The 19425-nt window shown below is 50.3% G+C and carries 12 protein-coding genes; 11 read left to right on the top strand and 1 reads right to left on the bottom strand.

What is annotated here, in order from left to right; translation table 11 throughout:
* The 11 genes from HWY38_RS10455 to HWY38_RS10405 form a co-directional block, all read left to right on the top strand.
* Window positions 1–5004 (top strand): non-ribosomal peptide synthetase (locus HWY38_RS10455; protein WP_224181795.1); only part of this gene is annotated, 5004 nt, incomplete at its 5' end.
* 19 nt (window positions 5005–5023) lie between these two features.
* Window positions 5024–8827 (top strand): non-ribosomal peptide synthetase, encoded by a 3804-nt coding sequence (locus tag HWY38_RS10450; protein WP_224181794.1) that lies wholly within the window; start codon window positions 5024–5026, stop codon window positions 8825–8827.
* A 74-nt stretch (window positions 8828–8901) separates the two neighbouring features.
* Entirely contained in the window at window positions 8902–9282 is a 381-nt protein-coding gene (locus HWY38_RS10445; protein WP_224181793.1) for a DUF1360 domain-containing protein, read from the top strand.
* Between the two features lie 120 nt (window positions 9283–9402).
* The gene (locus tag HWY38_RS10440) at window positions 9403–10941 is read left to right on the top strand and encodes a glycoside hydrolase family 10 protein (RefSeq protein WP_224181792.1); all 1539 of its coding nucleotides are present in this window, start codon (window positions 9403–9405) and stop codon (window positions 10939–10941) included.
* Between the two features lie 139 nt (window positions 10942–11080).
* The gene (locus tag HWY38_RS10435; RefSeq protein WP_044802950.1) at window positions 11081–12223 is read left to right on the top strand and encodes an acyl-CoA dehydrogenase family protein; all 1143 of its coding nucleotides are present in this window, start codon (window positions 11081–11083) and stop codon (window positions 12221–12223) included.
* A 44-nt stretch (window positions 12224–12267) separates the two neighbouring features.
* Window positions 12268–13908, top strand: coding sequence for an AMP-binding protein (locus tag HWY38_RS10430; RefSeq protein WP_224181791.1), 1641 nt, complete (start codon window positions 12268–12270; stop codon window positions 13906–13908).
* Between the two features lie 21 nt (window positions 13909–13929).
* Window positions 13930–15279 (top strand): acetyl-CoA carboxylase biotin carboxylase subunit, encoded by a 1350-nt coding sequence (locus tag HWY38_RS10425; RefSeq protein ID WP_224181790.1) that lies wholly within the window; start codon window positions 13930–13932, stop codon window positions 15277–15279.
* The gene (locus HWY38_RS10420; RefSeq protein WP_007410121.1) at window positions 15276–15488 is read left to right on the top strand and encodes an acetyl-CoA carboxylase biotin carboxyl carrier protein subunit; all 213 of its coding nucleotides are present in this window, start codon (window positions 15276–15278) and stop codon (window positions 15486–15488) included. Before HWY38_RS10425 ends, HWY38_RS10420 begins: the two co-directional genes overlap by 4 nt.
* Window positions 15489–15503: 15 nt before the next feature.
* A complete protein-coding gene (locus HWY38_RS10415; protein ID WP_224181789.1) occupies window positions 15504–16403 on the top strand; it encodes a hydroxymethylglutaryl-CoA lyase in 900 nt (299 codons plus the stop codon).
* Between the two features lie 13 nt (window positions 16404–16416).
* Window positions 16417–17196 carry an enoyl-CoA hydratase gene (locus HWY38_RS10410; protein WP_224181788.1) on the top strand — a complete coding sequence of 260 codons (780 nt, stop codon included), beginning with the start codon at window positions 16417–16419 and terminating at the stop codon, window positions 17194–17196.
* A gap of 17 nt (window positions 17197–17213) precedes the next feature.
* Window positions 17214–18743, top strand: coding sequence for an acyl-CoA carboxylase subunit beta (locus tag HWY38_RS10405; protein WP_224181787.1), 1530 nt, complete (start codon window positions 17214–17216; stop codon window positions 18741–18743).
* Between the two features lie 54 nt (window positions 18744–18797).
* On the opposite strand, the gene HWY38_RS10400 is transcribed toward HWY38_RS10405, so the two are convergent.
* Complete coding sequence (locus tag HWY38_RS10400) at window positions 18798–19388, bottom strand: DedA family protein (RefSeq protein ID WP_224181786.1); 591 nt, start codon at window positions 19386–19388, stop codon at window positions 18798–18800.
* Window positions 19389–19425: the final 37 nt, after the last annotated feature.

Raw genomic sequence — 19425 nt, 5'->3', positions numbered from 1 at the left:
GTCACCGCCCGGACTGAACACGGCGAAACCGCGCTTTACGCCTATATCGAAGGACGGGAAAGCGATGACGTGCGGGCGGAGCTTGCGACACGCCTTCCGGCCTACATGATGCCGGCTCAGTTTATAGAGATGAGCGAATGGCCGGTCACGCCGAGCGGAAAGCTTGACCGCCGCGCGCTGCCGGCTCCCGGCGGAGCGGCAGACAGACAGGCGTACACCGCTCCGCGGAACGTCACGGAAATGAAGCTTTGCGCCCTTTGGGAAGAGGTGCTGAAAAACGGCCCCGTCGGCATCCGGGATCACTTTTTTGAGCGGGGCGGCCATTCGTTAAAAGCGACGGCTCTCGTCTCCCGCATCGCCAAAGAGTTCGGTGTTCAGGTGCCGTTACAGGACATCTTCGCCCGGCCGACGGTGGAAGAGCTCGCTTCGGTTATTCAGGACTTGGAAGAAAGCCCGTATGAAGCGATTCAGCCTGCACAAAAACAGGACACCTACCCGGTGTCTTCGGCGCAGAAACGGATGTATGTGCTCCAACAGCTTGAAGACGGCGGTGTCGGCTACAATATGCCGGCTGTGCTGGAACTGACGGGCCCGCTTGACCGCAGCCGGCTGGAGGAGACGTTCCGGCAGCTTGTGGAGCGGCATGAGTCGCTCAGAACGTCCTTTGAAACGGGGCCTGACGGCGAACCGGTGCAGCGCATCCATGACAGCGTACCGTTTCAGCTGGATGAGGCCGAGTCAGCTGACGCATTCGTCCGGCCGTTTTGTCTGGAAGAAGCGCCGCTCTTCCGTGCGGCTCTCGTGAAAGAATCAGACGAACGTCACCTTTTATTAACGGATATGCATCATATTATTTCTGACGGTGTGTCCGTCAACACCTTGATTAAAGAATTCGGCGAGCTGTACGCAGGCCGTTCGCTTACGCCGATGCGCCTTCAATATAAAGACTATGCCGTCTGGCAGCGGTCGTTTCAGGAGAAAGAAGGATATCAGAAGCAGGAAGCGTATTGGCTGAAGCGGCTTGAAGGAGAGCTTCCGGTGCTTGAGCTTCCGGCTGACAAGCCCCGTCCGGCGGTCAGAAGCTTTGCGGGCGGCAGCGTATCGTGCACGCTTGACGCTGAAACGGCATCCGGCCTTCACCGCATCGCCCGGGATCACGGCTCTACTTTGTATATGGTGCTTCTCGCCGCGTACAATACGTTACTCGCGAGATTGAGCGGGCAGGAAGACATCATCGTCGGCTCGCCGATTGCCGGGCGTCCGCACAAAGACCTTGAACCGATTCTCGGCATGTTCGTCAACACGCTCGCCATCAGAACGGAGCCGAAAGGAGACAAACGGTTCACCGATTACTTGGCGGAAGTACGCCGGGCGGCGCTTGAGGCGTATGAGAATCAAGACTACCCGTTTGAAGAGCTAGTGGAACGGCTCGGCGTACAGCGGGACACAAGCCGCAATCCGCTGTTTGACGCCATGCTTGTCGTCCAGAATATAGAGCATGAGGAACTGCGGTTGGACGGTTTGCATATTCAGCCTGCGGATGTGTCCCGTCCGGTTTCCAAATTTGATGTCACTTTACAGGCTTCTGAAGGCGGGGGACAGATTCATTTTCTGTTTGAATATGCGGCGTCTTTATTCCGGAGAGAAACAATGCAGCGCTGGGCTTCCCACTTTATGACGATGCTTGAACACATTGTCCGTGAACCGGAAACTTCTTTACAAGCGATCAGCATGCTGACTGCTCCGGAACGGAACCGGATTCTTTCAGACTTTAACGGCTTGATGGATCAACAGCTGCCTGAAAAAACAGTTCATGAACTGTTCATCACCCAGGCGCGAAAAACACCTGATGCCGCGGCCCTTATCAGCGGGGAAACATTGATCACATACAAAGAATTAGATGACTGGTCGAATAAAATCGCCAGAGCTCTGCAAAAACGGCAGATCGGACCTGATGCAGCCGTCGGCATTGTGATACCAAGATCGCCGGAACAAGTAGCGGCAGTCTTCGGGGTTTGGAAAGCCGGAGGAGCCTACGTCCCGATAGATCCTGAATATCCGGAGGAACGCAAGCAATATATCATCTCAGACAGTGGCACAGCGCTTCTCCTTACCGCACACGGTGCGATAGAACAAGTGCCTGATCGTTTTAACGGTGAAGTGCTCGCACTGGAGGATATCCAAGAACAGGATGCTTCGCCGGTCCAGTCATTATCAGCACCGGAAGATTTGGCTTACATCATTTATACATCGGGAACGACAGGCAGGCCGAAAGGGGTTATGGTCGAACATCGATCCGTCAGCCAAACCCTTCAATGGCGGAGCGGATTTTATGATCTGAATGAGAAAGATACGATTCTTCAGCTCTTTTTATTTTCATTTGACGGTTTTGTAACAAGCATGTTCACACCGCTGATTTCCGGTGCGAAAGCGGCCGTTTTAGCCGAAGATGAAGCAAGAGATATTCTTGCTATTAAACACTATCTTGCATCTTACCGCATCACTCACATGATCATTGTTCCCGTACTGTACCGTACACTGCTTGACGTACTGGAGCCGGGGGATGCAGAGTCTCTCCGGATTGTCACATTAGCTGGAGAAGCTGTCGACCAAAACATTATCAGTCGCAGTTTATCAGTTTGTCCTCACACTGAGCTTGCCAATGAGTACGGCCCGACGGAAAACAGCGTCGCCACTACAGCGGCAAGACATATAGAACAATGTGAGAACATCACGATCGGCCGTCCGATTGAGCATTCACACGTTTATATTTTAAACGGAGATCATCCGCAGCCGATCGGTGTAACGGGAGAACTTTGCATCTCGGGTTCCGGCCTTGCAAGAGGGTACCGCAATCTTCCTCAGCAAACGGCCCAAGCCTTTGTCCAAGACCCGTTCCGGAAGAACCGGCGCATGTACCGCACGGGCGACCTGGCAAAATGGCTGCCGGACGGCACGCTGCAATATATCGGCCGAATGGACGAGCAAGTCAAAATCAGAGGCTACCGGGTGGAACTGAAAGAAATTGAATCCGCCTTAACAGGCATAAAAGGTGTCAAAGAAGCAGCCGTCACCGCTCATACCGCATCAGCAGGCCAAACGGAACTATGCGCTTATATCGTGACAGAAGAAGGAACAGAAAGTGAATCCGTGCAGCAGGCACTCAGAAATGAAATGCCCGCTTATATGGTGCCGGCGTTCTTTGAAACACTTGAAGCCCTGCCTGTCACACCGAACGGGAAGCTTGACCGCCGCGCGCTTCCTGAGCCGCGGAAAAAAGCGCACACCGGACGGGCATTTACCGAGCCTGAAAGCGACATGGAAAAAGAGCTGTCCGCGATTTGGAGCGAAGTGCTCGGAACTGAAAACATTGCCGCGGATCAATCATTTTTTGAACTGGGCGGCGATTCCATCAAAGCCCTGCAAGTATCAGCCCGATTACATCAGGCTGGAAAACAGATCGCCGTAAAAGATATTTTCAGCCGGCCGACAATTAGGGAGCTGGCGCCTTATGTCCGTACAGAGCGGCAGCCGGTCAGCCAAGCTCCTGCAGAAGGAGAAGTGAAGTGGTCGCCGGTTCACAAATGGTTCTTCACACAAGACATGAAGGAAGCAAATCATTTTAACCAGTCCGTCATGCTGACGAGAACAAATTCAATAGATGAAGAGATCCTGAGGAAAACGTTAAAAGCCATTACCGTTCATCATGATGCCTTGCGCCTTGTCTGCAAAAAAGACGAAGAGAAAGGTCTTCTCCTTTTCAACAGACCGGCTGACCTCGCAGATGAGCAGCTTTACAGCCTGACCATTTTAGAAACGGAAGGCGATGAGCATGAGAAGGAACGTTTTGTAAAACGCCGCGTCGCAGAGCTTCAGAGAAACATGGATTTAGAGAATGGGCCGCTTGTACAGGCGGGGCTGTTCCGCTCTGAAGCAGAAGATTACTTGTTTCTGACGGTCCATCATCTCGCTGTCGACGGGATATCATGGCGGATTTTATTGGAAGACTTGGCTTCTGCTTATGAGCAGGCCGTCTCTGGACAGGAAATCAAACTCCCTCCGAAAACCATGTCATTCAAAACATATACGGAGCAGCTGGCCGATTATGCCGAAAGCAGACAGCTTCTTCAGCAGGCGGAGTATTGGCGGGAGATTGAACACTATGAAACAGAAAGTCTTCCTTACGAGCAGGCAGATCTATCTCAAACTCCTGCAAAAAAACGGAACACAGTATCCTTCACTCTGACAGAAAATGAAACGGACGCCCTGTTGAAAGATGTGCACAGCGCCTACAATACGGATACGCAAGATGTGCTTTTGGCTTCCGCCGTGCTTGCCATTCAAAAGTGGTCGCCGCGGCACGCTTTGAAAATCGCCCTTGAAGGACACGGACGCCAATCGGAGCAGGCAGGTGCGGACATCAGCAGGACAGTGGGGTGGTTCACTTCCATTTACCCGGTGCTTTTCCGGAGCGGAGTTTATGAACCTCATGAAGAATATGAAATTCGCACATTGAAAACCGTCAAAGACACATTGCGGCGCATTCCGGATAAAGGGAACGGATACGGCGTCCTCAAATATTTAACACCGCCGAAGCTTACCGGGATGACTTTCGGAAAAGCACCGGAGATCAGCTTTAACTATCTCGGACAATTCGATGCGCCCGGCGGGAATCCGGCAGAAACGGAACAGCCAGACGCGTTTCAGTTTTCTCCTTTGGGAGGCGGAGATGATGTGACAGATACATGGAAACGGGAGCAGTCACTTGAAATCAGCGCGATTGCGGCAAAAGGCCGGATGACCGTCAGCATTTCCTATGAAACGGAGCGCTTCCGGGAAGATACGATCGAACGGCTGTCCGAAAGCTGCCGGTATTATCTCCTGAAACTGTCGGAACACTGCCTCAGCAAAACCGATACGGAGAAGACCGTCAGTGACTTTGATGATCGGGAGCTGACTGAGGAAGCCTTGCAGGATATTGCCGACTTACTCAGCTTCCACTAAAATCGAGCGGGAGGAACACATGGACAAAACGAAAAATATCCAAAACATTTATCCCCTCAGCCGAATGCAGGAAGGAATGCTTTTTCATTCCTTTCTGCAAAAGGAGGGGGCTGCATATATCGAGCAATCCGTCTTCACCATAAAAGGCCGGCTTCGTCCGGAATTGTTTGAGCAAAGCGTACAGTCTGTCATCAGCCGCCACGATATTTTCAGAACGGTTTTTTTACCTCATGTCGCTCAGCTGAACGGCCCCCGCCAAGTTGTGCTGCGTGAGCGGGAATTCCGGCTGCACCGCGAAGATCTTACACATTTGGACGAAGCGGAACAGAGCATCTATTTACAGCGATTTAAGGAACGTGACCGCTTAAAAGGCTTTGACTTGCAAAAGGATATGCTGATGCGTGTTTCTTTGTTTAAAACGGGTGACGAAAAATATGTATGCGTCTGGAGCCACCATCACATCCTTATGGACGGCTGGTGCCTCGGCATCGTCCTTCAGGAATTCATGCATATGTACCGGGCGATTGAATCAGGCTCACCCGTCACACTGGCGCCCGCAAAGCCTTACAGCACTTATATTACATGGCTGACTGATCAGGACAAAGACGCGGCTTCTGAATATTGGAAAGGATATTTAGCAGGCTGCGAGACACCCACAGGACTCCCGAAAATATCGGCCCGTCCCCAGGAAAAAGGCTACCGTAAGAAAGAGCTCCTGTTTTCTTTAGATCAAAACCTGACAGACAGGCTGAAAACCATCGCCAAAGAAGAGGGGGCTACGCTCGCGGTTCTTATGCAGACTGTATGGGGCCTGATGCTGCAGCGCTACAACCGGACGGACGATGCCGTATTCGGCGCGGTCGTATCAGGGCGTCCTTCGGTCATTGACGGCGTGGAAAGCATGATCGGGCTGTTTATCAATACCGTGCCGGTACGCATTAAAACGGGTGACGAAAGCTTTAGAGAACTGCTGGGGCGCTTGCAGAAAGAAATGCTTGACTCAGAGGCGTTCAGTTATCATCCGCTTGCTGACATCCAATCGCAGACTGAGCTGAAACAGGATTTAATCGACCATATTATCGTGTTTGAAAATTATCCGATCCAGCAGCAGATGAAAGACGCGGAAAAGGAATCGGATGCACCGTTCCGGATCGGGAATGTCAACGTTTCGGAACAATCGGGCTACGATTTTAACCTCATCATAGCGCCTGGAGATGAGCTGCTCATCAAATTCAGCTACAATGCGAACGTTTATGACGAAGTATGGATAGAGAGCGTAAAAGGACACTTGGAAGAAGCTCTGCGCGGCGCCGCCTTCAATCCCGATGTTCCGGCTGATCGGCTTCCGATGCTCGGACAAAAGGAAAAATCAAGAATAATCGGCGAATTTAATGACACGAAAACAACTTATGAAAGAGATGAAAGCATCATCAGCCTGTTCAGCCGACAGGTGAAGAAAACCCCGGACCATCAGGCGCTTCACGCCGGCGGGCTGACGATGACGTACAGGGAGCTCGATGAACGGTCAACTGCATTCGCCCGCACCCTGCTGGAAAACGGTTTGGCGCCAAAGGGAATTGCCGGGATTCTGGCCGAACGCTCACCGGAATTTATCATCGCTGTTCTCGCTGTATTGAAAGCGGGAGGGACGTACCTTCCTCTTGATGCAGAACTGCCATCCGACAGGATCGCCGATATGCTCACTGAGAGCGGAGCACAGCTGTTAACGGTGCAAAAAGGGATTGAGACTGACATTGACTTTTCTCACATCATCTCTATCCCGGCTGCAGCTGAAAAACAAACAGCTGATGCGGGAAAACTGAATACCGATACAGCACCTGATGACCTTGCCTATATTATGTATACATCCGGTTCAACAGGAAAACCGAAGGGCGTGATGATTTCCAACCGAAACGTCGTATCGCTCGTGTCAAACAGCAATTACACGTCGGCCGGCATGTCGGACCGCCTCATTCTGACAGGGTCCATCGGTTTTGACGCAGTGACATTTGAAATCTTCGGAGCGCTTTTGAACGGGGCCTGTCTTCATGTGGTTGACCGCTCGACAATGCTTGCCCCTGAGAGGTTCGGCAATTATCTTTCTTCCAACCGGATTACGATTCTGTTTTTGACGACGGCGCTCTTTAACCAGTTTGCCCAGGCAGATCCGGAGATGTTTTCTGGGTTGCACACCTTATATGTCGGCGGAGAAGCATTGTCCCCGGCGCTCATCAATAAGGTCAGACACCGCTGTCCGAATCTCAGCCTTTATAACATATACGGACCGACGGAAAATACGACATTTTCCACCTTTTACGAAATCAGGCATGACTTTTCTCAGCCGATCCCAATCGGAAAACCGATCAGCAATTCAACCGCGTATATCATTGATAAAAATGGCGGACTTGCGCCGATCGGCGTGCCCGGTGAGCTTTGTGTCGGCGGTGACGGGGTTGCCAAAGGCTATTTAAACAGGCCTGACTTAACAAGTGAAGCATTTGTCAGCCATCCGGTTCATCCTGAAGAAAAGATCTACAAAACAGGCGACTTGGCACACTGGCTGCCTGATGGAAGCATCGGATACATCAGCCGTATCGACCGCCAATTCAAGATTCGCGGGAAGCGGATTGAGCCGGCCGAAATTGAAGCACGCTTGACTGAAATAGATGGAATCAGGGAATCGGCAGTCATCGCAGCAAAAGAAGGACAAGAAGCAATCCTTTGTGCGTATTATACGGGCGCGCCTGTTGAAGAAAGAACGATTCGATCTCTATTGGCCAGGTCGCTTCCCGATTACATGATTCCGCAGTATGTGATTAAGCTTGACCGTATGCCGCTTACCGCAAACGGCAAAGTGGACCGCCGCCGGCTGCCTGCGCCGGAACGGAAAAAAACGTCATCAAAAGCCGTTCCGCCACGAAACTGGGTAGAGCGTGAGCTGATCGACATTTGGACGCCGATCCTCGGCTGCGGGGAGCTGGGCATACAGGATGACTTCTTTGAGCTGGGCGGCCATTCTTTGAAAGCATTGCAAGTGATTCATCAGCTGAAGACCAGGCAGCAGATGGATGTGCCGATTGAAATGATATTTGAATATCCGACAATTGAACAATTGGCTGAAAAGCTGTATTCCAGCACACTGTCGGAAGCTGCCGAACAGCATATCAGCAGACTGAATCAGCCGAAAGGCCGCAACCTATTCTGTTTTCCGCCTATCTCAGGTTTCGGGATTTTCTTTAAAGATCTTGCGGCGGCATTAAACGGACGGGCTGCTGTGTACGGCTTTAACTTTATTGAAGAAGACAGCAGAATGGAACAATACATTGATAAAATGCTGGAAATCCAGCCGGAAGGCCCTTATATCCTCTTCGGATATTCAGCGGGCGGCAATACGGCATTCGAGGCGGCAAAAGCGATGGAAAAGCGAGGCTTAGAAATCAGCGACGTCATTATCGCAGACGCGTACAGAAAGCTTGACGCACTGCCGCCGCAGCCAACAAACGCAACAGCCGAAAATGTCCCGGAAGCCGTCAGGGAAGCGGTCATCAGAAAAACAGAGTGCTATCAAACGTACTGGGCGGAACTGATAAATGACGGCCAAATCGCGGCAAACCTCCATTTTATCGAGGCCGGTATAAAGGAAGAGCACAGTGATAAGACCGAGCCGATGAAGTGGGAAGGCGCCACAACGGGACTCTATCAGGAATATCAAGGCGGGGGCGCCCATAAAGATATGTTTGAACCCGCCTATGCACAGCAAAATGCTGAGGTCATACTGGACATCATTGCAAACAGCGGAAGACGCTTGGCGCGGAATCTGTAACATCCGGCAGAATGGCTGAAGAAGACAAAGGGCAAGATAGGGGAATCAAACTCAGTTTTTTTGGAGGCTTTGAGATGACGAACCTATCTTGGCTTACGTATGTAATGATCATTCTTGCCAGCTACCGGCTGACCCATTTGATCGTATTTGATAAGATTACGGAATTCATAAGAAAACCCTTTATCAAGCAAGAAAAAACCGTCGATCAAAACGGGCGCGCCGTCCAAAAAAAAGTCCCTTCCTCCGCATTCGGTTATATGCTGCAATGTTATTGGTGTGCAGGCGTCTGGTGCGCCATATTGATCGGCATCTGCTACTTGGTCTGGCCCCGCTATGCACATCCGGTTATTTTCATTTTGTCCATCGCCGGAGCGCAGGCCATTCTTGAAACATGGGTCGGCGTCGGAACGAAGGTCATTGACGTGCTCGCCGCCATAAAACATAAAAAGTCCTGAAGCGTTTTATTCGCTTTAGGACTTTTTTCTTTCCCTTTTAGGCTGAGAGGAGCAAAGCAGGCTTTCTGATTCACCGCCCGGAATGCTTCGGAATACCGTAAAGCAGAGAGGGGGAAAAACATGAAAAGCTGCCGTTTTAGCATGATATGGTTTTTGGCTGTTGTACTGACAGCCGGCATCTTTACATTCTCAGCATCCGCACAAGCAAGCGGCACTCAGCCGGAGAGAGAAATGAGAGCCGTATGGATCGCGTCTGTCACCAATATCGACTGGCCCTCTAAAAAAGGGCTGTCGCCGGAAGAGCAAAAAAGAGAATACAGCAAGCTGCTGGATGACGTTCAGGAGATGGGAATGAACGCCGTTATCGTCCAAATTAAGCCTGCGGCTGATGCTTTTTATCCATCAGATTACGGGCCTTGGTCAGAGTATCTGACAGGAACACAAGGCAAAAATCCCGGCTACGATCCGCTTGCTTTTTTAGTTGAAGAGACACATAAACGGAATCTTGAATTTCACGCTTGGTTCAATCCTTACCGGATCACGATGAATCACACAAATTTGAATGCGCTTTCAGATGATCATCCCGCGCGTTCCCATCCGGACTGGGTCGCTGCATACGGAAAACAGCTGTACTATAATCCGAGCATTCCGGAAGTAAGACAATTTATAACGGATGGAATCAAAGAGGTGGTCAGCCGTTATGACATTGATGCGGTTCATATGGATGATTATTTTTATCCTTATAAAATTGCCGGACAGGAATTCCCCGATCAGGCGGAATACGAACGGTACGGAAAAGCTCACTTTGCATCAATGGATGACTGGCGCAGGGATAACGTCAACCGGCTTGTAAAAGAAATCAACCAAACCATCAAACGAGAAAAACCTTATGTCAAATTCGGAATCAGCCCGTTCGGCGTATGGAGAAATGCCGCAGATGACCCGACAGGCTCCGAAACGGCCGCAGGGGTGCGGAACTATGATGATTTATATGCTGATACGAGAGAATGGATCCAAAAAGGATACATTGATTACATCGCACCGCAAATTTACTGGAGCATCGGATTTAAAGCGGCGGCATATGACGTCTTAGCGGATTGGTGGGGAAAAGAAGTGAAAAATCGGCCGGTGCATTTATATATCGGGCAGGCAGCCTATAAAATCAACAACAATGCTGATCCGGCCTGGGCCGACCCGGGGGAATACGGAAGACAGATTACTCTAAACAGGGGATCAGATTGGATTAAAGGAAGCATGCATTTCAGTTTAAAGGATTTAAACCGTAATCCGCTCGATGTGAAAAACCGTTTGATCAAAGACATGTACAGCCGGCCCGCATTAATTCCCGAGATGCCTTGGCTCGGACATTCCGCTTTAAAAAAACCGTCTGTCAAACGGGCGGAGAAGATTGCTTCAGGCCATACACTCTATATTGAAGATGCGAAATCCAACGGTAAAAAAACGGCTTATTACGCCATTTACCGCACAGAAAAGGGAAAGCAGCCTTATTTAGTGGATACAGTCAGAAAAACATCGTCACGGACGCAGACATTTTCAGATACTGATACTCGGGCGAAAGGAGCCTGCACCTATATCGTTACTTCCGTTGACAGGCTTCACCATGAGAGCCGTCCCTCCGCAAAACGGACGGTTAAATAGCATTATTAATAAAACTGACAGTTGCGGGGCTGTCAGTTTTTTTGCAGTGGATGAGTCCGAATGTTCAGACTTCATTTGGATGGAATGAATAAAGACCCCCATTAATAAAATGTAGAAAGCAGCAGAAGGAGGAAGGTTAATGAATTTTCAACTGACAAAAGAACAGCAGATGGTACGCGAAATGGTCAGAGATTTCGCCAAAAATGAAATTGCCCCGAAAGCCCATGAGGTTGATCAATCAGCCGTCTTCCCGATAGACACATTTAAAAAAATAGGCGAACTCGGGCTGCTCGGAATTCCGTTTCCGGAAGAATACGGCGGGGCGGGCGGTGACACCATTTCATATGCAGCAGCGGTCGAAGAAATCGGAAAAGCCTGCGGCAGCACTGGGCTGAGCTACGCGGCAGCCGTGTCACTCGGCGCAAGCCCATTATACTATTTCGGTACTGAACAGCAAAAGCAAGAACATCTTATTCCGCTTGCTTCGGGAAAAGCGCTCGGATCATTCGGACTGACGGAGCCGAATGCCGGTTCCGATGCCGGCGGAACCCAGACAAAAGCCGAGAAAAAGGGCGATGACTATGTGATAAACGGAGAGAAATGCTGGATCACAAACGCAAATTACGCCCGCACTGTCATTGTCACCGCCGTTACGGGAAAGAACTCCGACGGAAAACCGATCATTTCAGCTCTGATCGTCCCGACAGACACACCGGGATTTACGATCACAAATCCGTACGACAAGATGGGTGTGAGAGGGTCGGATACGGCCGAGCTTGTGCTGGAGGATGTCAGGGTGCCTGCCGATAACCTGCTCGGTGATCCTGAAAAAGGTTTTAAACAATTTTTATATACATTAGACGGCGGGCGGATCTCGATTGCGGCACTGGCTGTCGGTATCGCTCAAGGCGCACTGGAGGCGTCGCTGTCATATGCGAAGGAACGCAAGCAGTTCGGCAGTCCGATATCGTCATTTCAAGCCATTCAATTTAAGCTGGCCGATATGGCGATGGAAATTGACCTTGCTAGACAGATGGTGCTTAAAGCGGCATGGCTGAAGGATCAAAACCTGCCATTTACGAAAGAAGCGGCATTCGCCAAGCTTTATGCTTCAGAAATGGCCGTCAGAACATGCCTTCAGGCCATCCAAATTCATGGCGGTTCCGGTTATATGAAGGAATGCGGTGTCGAACGTATGCTTCGTGACGCAAAGCTGATGGAGATTGGCGAAGGAACGTCAGAAATTCAAAGAATGGTCATCGCAAGACAGCTTTTGAAGTGAAATGAAAACGTTTACTAAGACAGGGATGGAAAGGGGCAGGTCATATGGCTGAACTTATCCATTTAACAGCCGGAAAGCTGCTTGAGCGGACCGCGGAGCTTTTTCCGGATCGTGAAGCGGTTGTTTACCCTGAGCGCGGCCTTCGTTATACGTATGCCGAGTTTGATCGGTTATGCCGGCAAACCGCAAAAGGGCTGATGAAGCTGGGAGTTGAAAAAGGAGATCATGTGGCCATATGGGCATCCAACATTCCGGAATGGCTCGCGGCGCAATTTGCAACGGCGAAAATCGGCGCCGTTCTGGTCACCATTAATACCAATTTTCAAATCGCAGAGCTCGATTATCTGCTGGCACATTCAGACGTCTCGGCCCTGATAATCATGGATTCCTACCGGCAGACATCTTATGTTGAGATAGTGAATAAGCTGATTCCGGAGCTGAAAACGTGTGAGCGCGGCAGGCTGCGTTCGAAACGTTATCCCTTTTTACGGACGGTGTTATTTATCGGTGATAAAAGCCCGCCCGGGATGCACCGGTGGGATTCTTTGCTGATGGATGCTGAGTCTGTAACGGATGCAGAGCTTGACGGAAGGATGGACAGCCTGAAAAAGGATGATTGCATTCATATGCAATATACATCAGGTACGACCGGATTTCCGAAAGGCGTCATGCTCTCACATTTTAATATCGTAAATAACGCGGCCAATATCGCAGAATGCATGAAGCTTACTTCAAGTGACCGTTTATGTATTCCCGTGCCGTTTTTCCACTGCTTTGGGTGTGTGCTCGGCGTGCTGGCATGTGTTTCCGCGGGTGCGGCGATGATTCCGATCGAACAGTTTTCTCCGCCGGCCGTTCTGAAAACGGTGGAGCAAGAAGCCTGCACGGCTCTGCACGGTGTACCGACGATGTTTATCGCCCTCCTTCATGACAACCGTTTTTCTGAATATGATCTTTCCCACGTCCGAACCGGTATTATGGCAGGCTCGCCATGCCCGGCGGAAGTCATGAGAGAAGTGATCGGCAAAATGGGGATGACTGACATTACCATTGCCTACGGACAGACCGAAGCATCACCTGTCATTACGCAGACAAGAACGGATGATTCATTTGAAAGAAGAGTGGAAACAGCGGGGCGCGCGCTTCCCCATATCGAAGTCAGAATCGTTCGGCCCGGAACATCCCAAGAAGCCGACCGGGGCGAACAAGGAGAGCTCTGCACCCGCGGATATCATGTCATGAAAGGCTATTATAAAAATCAAGAAGCGACCGAAGAAGCGATAGACAAAGACGGCTGGCTGCATACCGGTGATTTGGCGGTCATGGACGAGGACGGGTACTGCAAAATCACGGGCCGTCTGAAAGACATGCTGATCAGGGGCGGCGAAAATATCTATCCGCGCGAGATTGAGGAAATGTTATATCGGCATCCCGCGGTAGCAGACGTTCAGGTCGTCGGCGTGCCTGATCCGAAATACGGAGAAGAGGCCGCGGCATGGGTCAGGCTCAAAGACGGACAAACCGCTTCCGCAGAAGACATCAGAACCTTTTGCAAAGAACATATCGCCCGCTATAAAGTCCCCAGGTATGTTTTGTTTACAGATGAATATCCAATGACAGCCTCAGGAAAAATTCAGAAATTCAAGCTGCGGGAAAAAACGATTGAAGAGCTCAAGTTAACTTAATGAAAAAGGAGTGCTTCACATTTGTTTAAAAAAGTCCTGATTGCCAACAGAGGAGAAATCGCCTTAAGAATTATCCGCACCTGCAAACGTCTCGGCATCCCCTCGGCAGCTGTGTATTCAGAAGCCGACCGGGACGCGCTGCACGTAAAAACGGCTGATGAGGCCTATCCGATCGGTAAATCGAGAGTAAATGAAAGCTATTTACATATCGACAGAATCATAGAAGCCGCCAAATCCGCCGGAGCGGACGCCATTCATCCGGGCTACGGGCTTCTGTCAGAAAACAGCCTGTTCGCCGAACGCTGCCGGAAGGAACAAATCACATTTATCGGTCCGCCCGGTGATATCATCGCCAAGATGGGCAGCAAGATAGAAGCCCGAAAAACGATGCAAAAAGCAAAGGTCCCGATCGTTCCCGGTGTTTCAGAGCCATTGCCCGATGTTCACTCCGCCTTAGCCGAAGCCCGTGCCATCGGTTTTCCGGTCATGCTGAAAGCGTCCGCAGGAGGAGGCGGAATCGGCATGCAGATCGTACATTCAGAAGAAGAGCTGGCCAAAGCGTTCGAAGGCAATCAAAAGCGGGCCGCCTCCTTTTTTGGAGACGGCGCAATGTACATGGAAAAGGTCATTGAAAATGCCCGTCATATTGAAATTCAGATACTCGCAGATTCTTTCGGCAACACCGTTCATCTGTTTGAACGTGACTGTTCAGTCCAAAGGCGCCACCAAAAAGTGATAGAAGAAGCGCCGTCGCCGTTTGTTGACGATGAATTAAGACAAAGACTCGGTGAAACCGCCGTTAAAGCCGCTAAATCGATCGGCTACCAAAATGCAGGCACAATAGAATTTCTCGTCGACCAAAAGAAACAAATCTATTTTTTAGAGATGAACACAAGACTGCAGGTGGAGCATCCGGTGACAGAAGAAATTACAGGACTGGATCTTGTGGAAGAACAGCTGAAAATTGCCGCTGGGCAGGCGCTGACTTTCTCGCAGAAAGATATCAACCACCGCGGTCATGCGATTGAAGTGCGGATCTATGCGGAAGATCCGGTCACCTTTTACCCGTCACCCGGTACCATCTCGTCTTTTTCCGTTTTAAGACACCCGTCAGTGCGACACGAATGCGCCGTCGAAAAGGGAAGCATCATTTCTCCGTTTTATGATCCGATGATTGCCAAAATGATCGTCACGGCGAATACGAGAAAACAAGCCATTGAACAACTGAAAACCGCCCTTGGCGAATATCATGTAGAAGGGATTAAAACCAACATTCCGCTGCTGACAAAAATTGCCCTTTCAGAAGTGTTTGAAAAGGGTGAGGCGACAACCGGTTTTTTACAAACAATGAACGAGGGGGCGTCAAAATGAGCGTTATAAAAATTCAGATGGCGGGAAACCTGTGGAAAATTCATGTGAAGCCGGGTGATGTCATTGAAGAAGGACAGGAAGTGGCCATCTTGGAATCTATGAAAATGGAAATTCCGATTATCGCTGATGCAGCGGGTACGGTGAAAGAAGTGAAAAAATCAGAAGGTGATTTCACTGATGAAGGAGAGGTCCTGATTGAACTTCAATAAAAAAGGAGGTGCAGCATGAACTGTCCGAAACATGTCCGCATCAATGAAGTAGGACCGCGTGACGGCTTGCAGAATGAATCGGTGTGGGTGGATACAGAAGATAAGATTGAGTGGATCAATATGCTGTCAAAAACAGGCCTTCCCTATATCGAAGTGACATCATTCGTGCATCCGAGATGGATTCCGGCTCTTCGTGACAGCCTGGACGTCGCAAAAGGCATTGCCAGATCTGAACATACGGTCTACGCGGCTCTCGTTCCGAACCTCATCGGACTGGAGCATGCGGCAGAAGGCGGAATCGATCAGGCATGTGTATTTTTATCTGCAAGCGAAACCCATAACCAAAAAAACGTAAACAAACCGATTGACCGGACCGTTCAAGAGCTCAGGCGGGTTATTACTGAAGCAAAAGCTGAAAAAATGGCGACGAGAGCTTATCTGTCCACTGTGTTCGGCTGTCCGTACGAACAGAACGTGCCGGTCGAACAAGTCATCCGCCTGTCAGACACCCTGCTCGAAATGGGTGTTGATGAAATATCGATCGGCGACACGATCGGCGCGGCAAACCCCTTGCAGGTCATAGCCGTGCTCGAAGCCCTTTTGCCGAGAATTCCCGCCTCAAAAATCGCACTCCATTTCCATGATACAAGAGGAACGGCTCTAGCGAATATCATTCCCGCTCTTGATATGGGCATCACATCCTTTGATACTTCCTCAGGCGGGCTTGGCGGCTGCCCGTACGCCCCTGGATCAGCAGGCAACGCCGCCACAGAAGACGTCATTTATATGCTCGAACAAATGGGGATTGATACCGGGACGGACATGAATAAACTTCTTTATGCCGCCGGCTGGATCGCGGATAAAATAGGCAAAGACCTGCCAAGCAGAAACCTGCAGGCATTCAGAACGAAATGAGAAAGGAGAAGCCATGGGAGATTGCGTCTTGTATTCCGTCTGTCAAGAAACGATCGGTCTGATCACGCTGAACCGCCCGCATGCGGCCAACTCGCTGTCTTCAGAAATGATTGATCATTTACAGCGTGTGATTAAAGACATCAAAAACTCGCCATTCATTCGTTGTGTCATTCTCACCGGCACCGGGAACACATTTTGCGCCGGTGCTGATTTAAAAGAAAGAGCGGGGATGAATCATGAACAAGTCAGACAAAGCGTCAGGCGTATCGGTGAAACGGCCGCGTTCATTGAAGCTCTCCCGCAGCCGGTCATTGCAGCGCTGAACGGAACCGCTGTCGGAGGAGGCCTTGAACTCGCTCTCGCCTGCGATATCAGAACAGCCGTCAGCCGGGCGGGCCTCGGCCTTCCTGAAACAGGGCTTGCGATTATTCCCGGGGCGGGCGGAACGCAGAGACTGCCCCGGCTTATCGGCCCCGGCGCGGCAAAAGAATTGATCTATACCGGCCGAAGACTTTCTGCAGAAGAGGGAAAAGACATGAAGCTGATCGAGCATGTTTGTGAAGCCGATGAACTTATGGAAAAAGCAAAAGCACTGGCCGGCCGCATCGCCGCTAATGGGCCGATCGCCGTCAGACAAGCAAAATCCGCGATAAACAAGGGTCTGGAGACAGATCTCAATACAGGACTCGAAATCGAACGAAAAGCATATGAACAAGTCATCCCCACACTTGACAGAGAAGAGGGCCTGCGCGCTTTTAAAGAAAAAAGGCCCCCTGAATACAAAGGAAAATAAAACATGGAGGGACTCGGATGGATTACGAAAAAGAACGGCAGACACGCAGCAAAACGATAGAAAAGGGAGGAGCCGCGAAATATCACGCAAGCAACGAAAAGAAGGGAAAACTTTTTGTAAGAGACAGGCTGAAGCTTTTATTCGATGACGGCATATCTGTTGAAGACGCTTTTTTCGCCGAGTGCATGTCAGACGGACTGCCGGCTGACGGGGTCGTTACCGGGATCGGAACCATCGGCGGCAGAACCGTTTGTGTGATGGCAAACGACTCAACCGTAAAGGCGGGCTCGTGGGGCGCGAAAACGGTGGAAAAAATCATCCGCATTCAGGAGACGGCGGAAAAGCTTCAGTGTCCGCTCTTGTACTTAGTCGATTCCGCAGGTGCGAGAATTACAGATCAGGTCGACATGTTCCCGGGCAGAAGGGGAGCCGGCCGCATCTTTTATAATCAAGTAAAGCTATCGGGCCGCATTCCGCAAATCTGTTTATTGTTCGGCCCTTCCGCTGCGGGCGGCGCTTACATTCCGGCCTTTTGCGACATTGTCATTATGGTCGAGGGCAATGCATCCATGTACTTAGGTTCTCCGCGTATGGCAGAAATGGTGATTGGCGAGAAAGTATCGCTTGAAGAAATGGGCGGCGCCCGTATGCATTGTTCCGTATCAGGCTGCGGTGATCTCCTCGCCCCGACGGAACAGGAAGCAATCATGATGGCGCAGACATATCTCAGCTATTTTCCGGCAAATTATACTGAAAAAGCGCCCGTCAACAATTCTAAGAACCCGAAAGCTTTTGAAAAACCGCTCTCAGATGTCATCCCGGCACACCAAAACGCACCGTTCAACATGATGGATTTAATTGAACGTGTCATTGATGAAGACTCATTTTTTGAGATTAAGCCGTTATTTGCGCAGGAATTAATAACGGGGCTTGCGCGGATTCACGGACAGCCGGTCGGCATTATCGCCAATCAGCCGCGTGTCAAAGGCGGGGTTTTATTTCTCGATTCGGCGGATAAAGCCGCAAAATTTATCGCTTTGTGCGACGCATTCCATATTCCGCTTCTGTTTTTAGCAGACATTCCCGGATTCATGATCGGAACGAAGGTTGAGCAGGCGGGCATCATCAGGCATGGCGCAAAAATGATCTCCGCAATGGCGGAAGCGACTGTTCCGAAGCTTTCCGTTATCGTCAGAAAAGCCTACGGTGCCGGATTATACGCGATGGCGGGGCCTGCTTTTGAACCGGACTGCTGTTTAGCGCTTCCGACTGCGCAAATTGCCGTAATGGGTCCTGAAGCAGCGGTGAATGCGGTCTACGCAAACAAAATCAGCGAGCTCACACCTGAAGAAAGGCCGGCTTTTATTCAAGAAAAGCGTGATGAATATAAGGAAGACATTAACCTTTACCGGCTTGCTTCTGAAATGGTGATTGACGGCATTGTTCCTGCTGATTCCTTGCGGGAAGAACTCAATAAACGCCTCACTGCTTACATGTCCAAACAACTGACATTCACACACCGGAAACACCCCGTATACCCGGTTTAAATAAAAAAAAGACTGCATAGATCCGGCTCGCAGCCGTTCTTATGCAGTCTTTTTTCATATTCTTGATCTCATTTTCTTCACAACGAAATAAACAACAATAAATACGAGAGCCAATATAATGATCGGAGTTGTATACATTCCGGCATAGCTGTCTACGTCTTTCCACTGTCCCCCGAGCTGATACCCGAGATAAACGAAAATGACAGACCACGGAATAATGGCGAGTGTCGTCAATATGACAAACTTGGAAAGAGGCATTTTCGCAAGGCCGGCCGGGATGGAGATCGCATGTCTGACGACCGGGATAAACCGCGCCGAGAACACAACACCGGCGCCGTAACGGCGAAACCAGTTTTCCGCAACATCAACATGATGCTTTTTCAGAAGTAAGTACTTGCCGTACTTGTCCAAAAACGGCCGTCCCCCATAACGGGCGATCCAGTAAATAAAGCACTGCGCGATCGTTCCCCCGATCACACCGGCGACAATGGCGCCGATAAAGCTGATCGTGCCTTCTGACACCATATAGCCTCCGTAAGCCAGAACGATTTCACTCGGAATGATTTCGATCATTAATCCGAGCGCAATCCCTAAATAGCCCATACTTGTCAGCCAGGATAATATTTCACTAATAAAATTGCCCACACTGTTCACAACCTCTTTATCTTTTTACCCAATTATA

Origin of the sequence: Bacillus sp. KS1 (assembly GCF_020075515.1) — a bacterium.
GTDB lineage: Bacteria > Bacillota > Bacilli > Bacillales > Bacillaceae > Bacillus > Bacillus velezensis.
The sequence above is the reverse complement of the archived record's forward strand: the minus strand, read 5'-3'. Positions and strand labels throughout refer to the sequence as shown.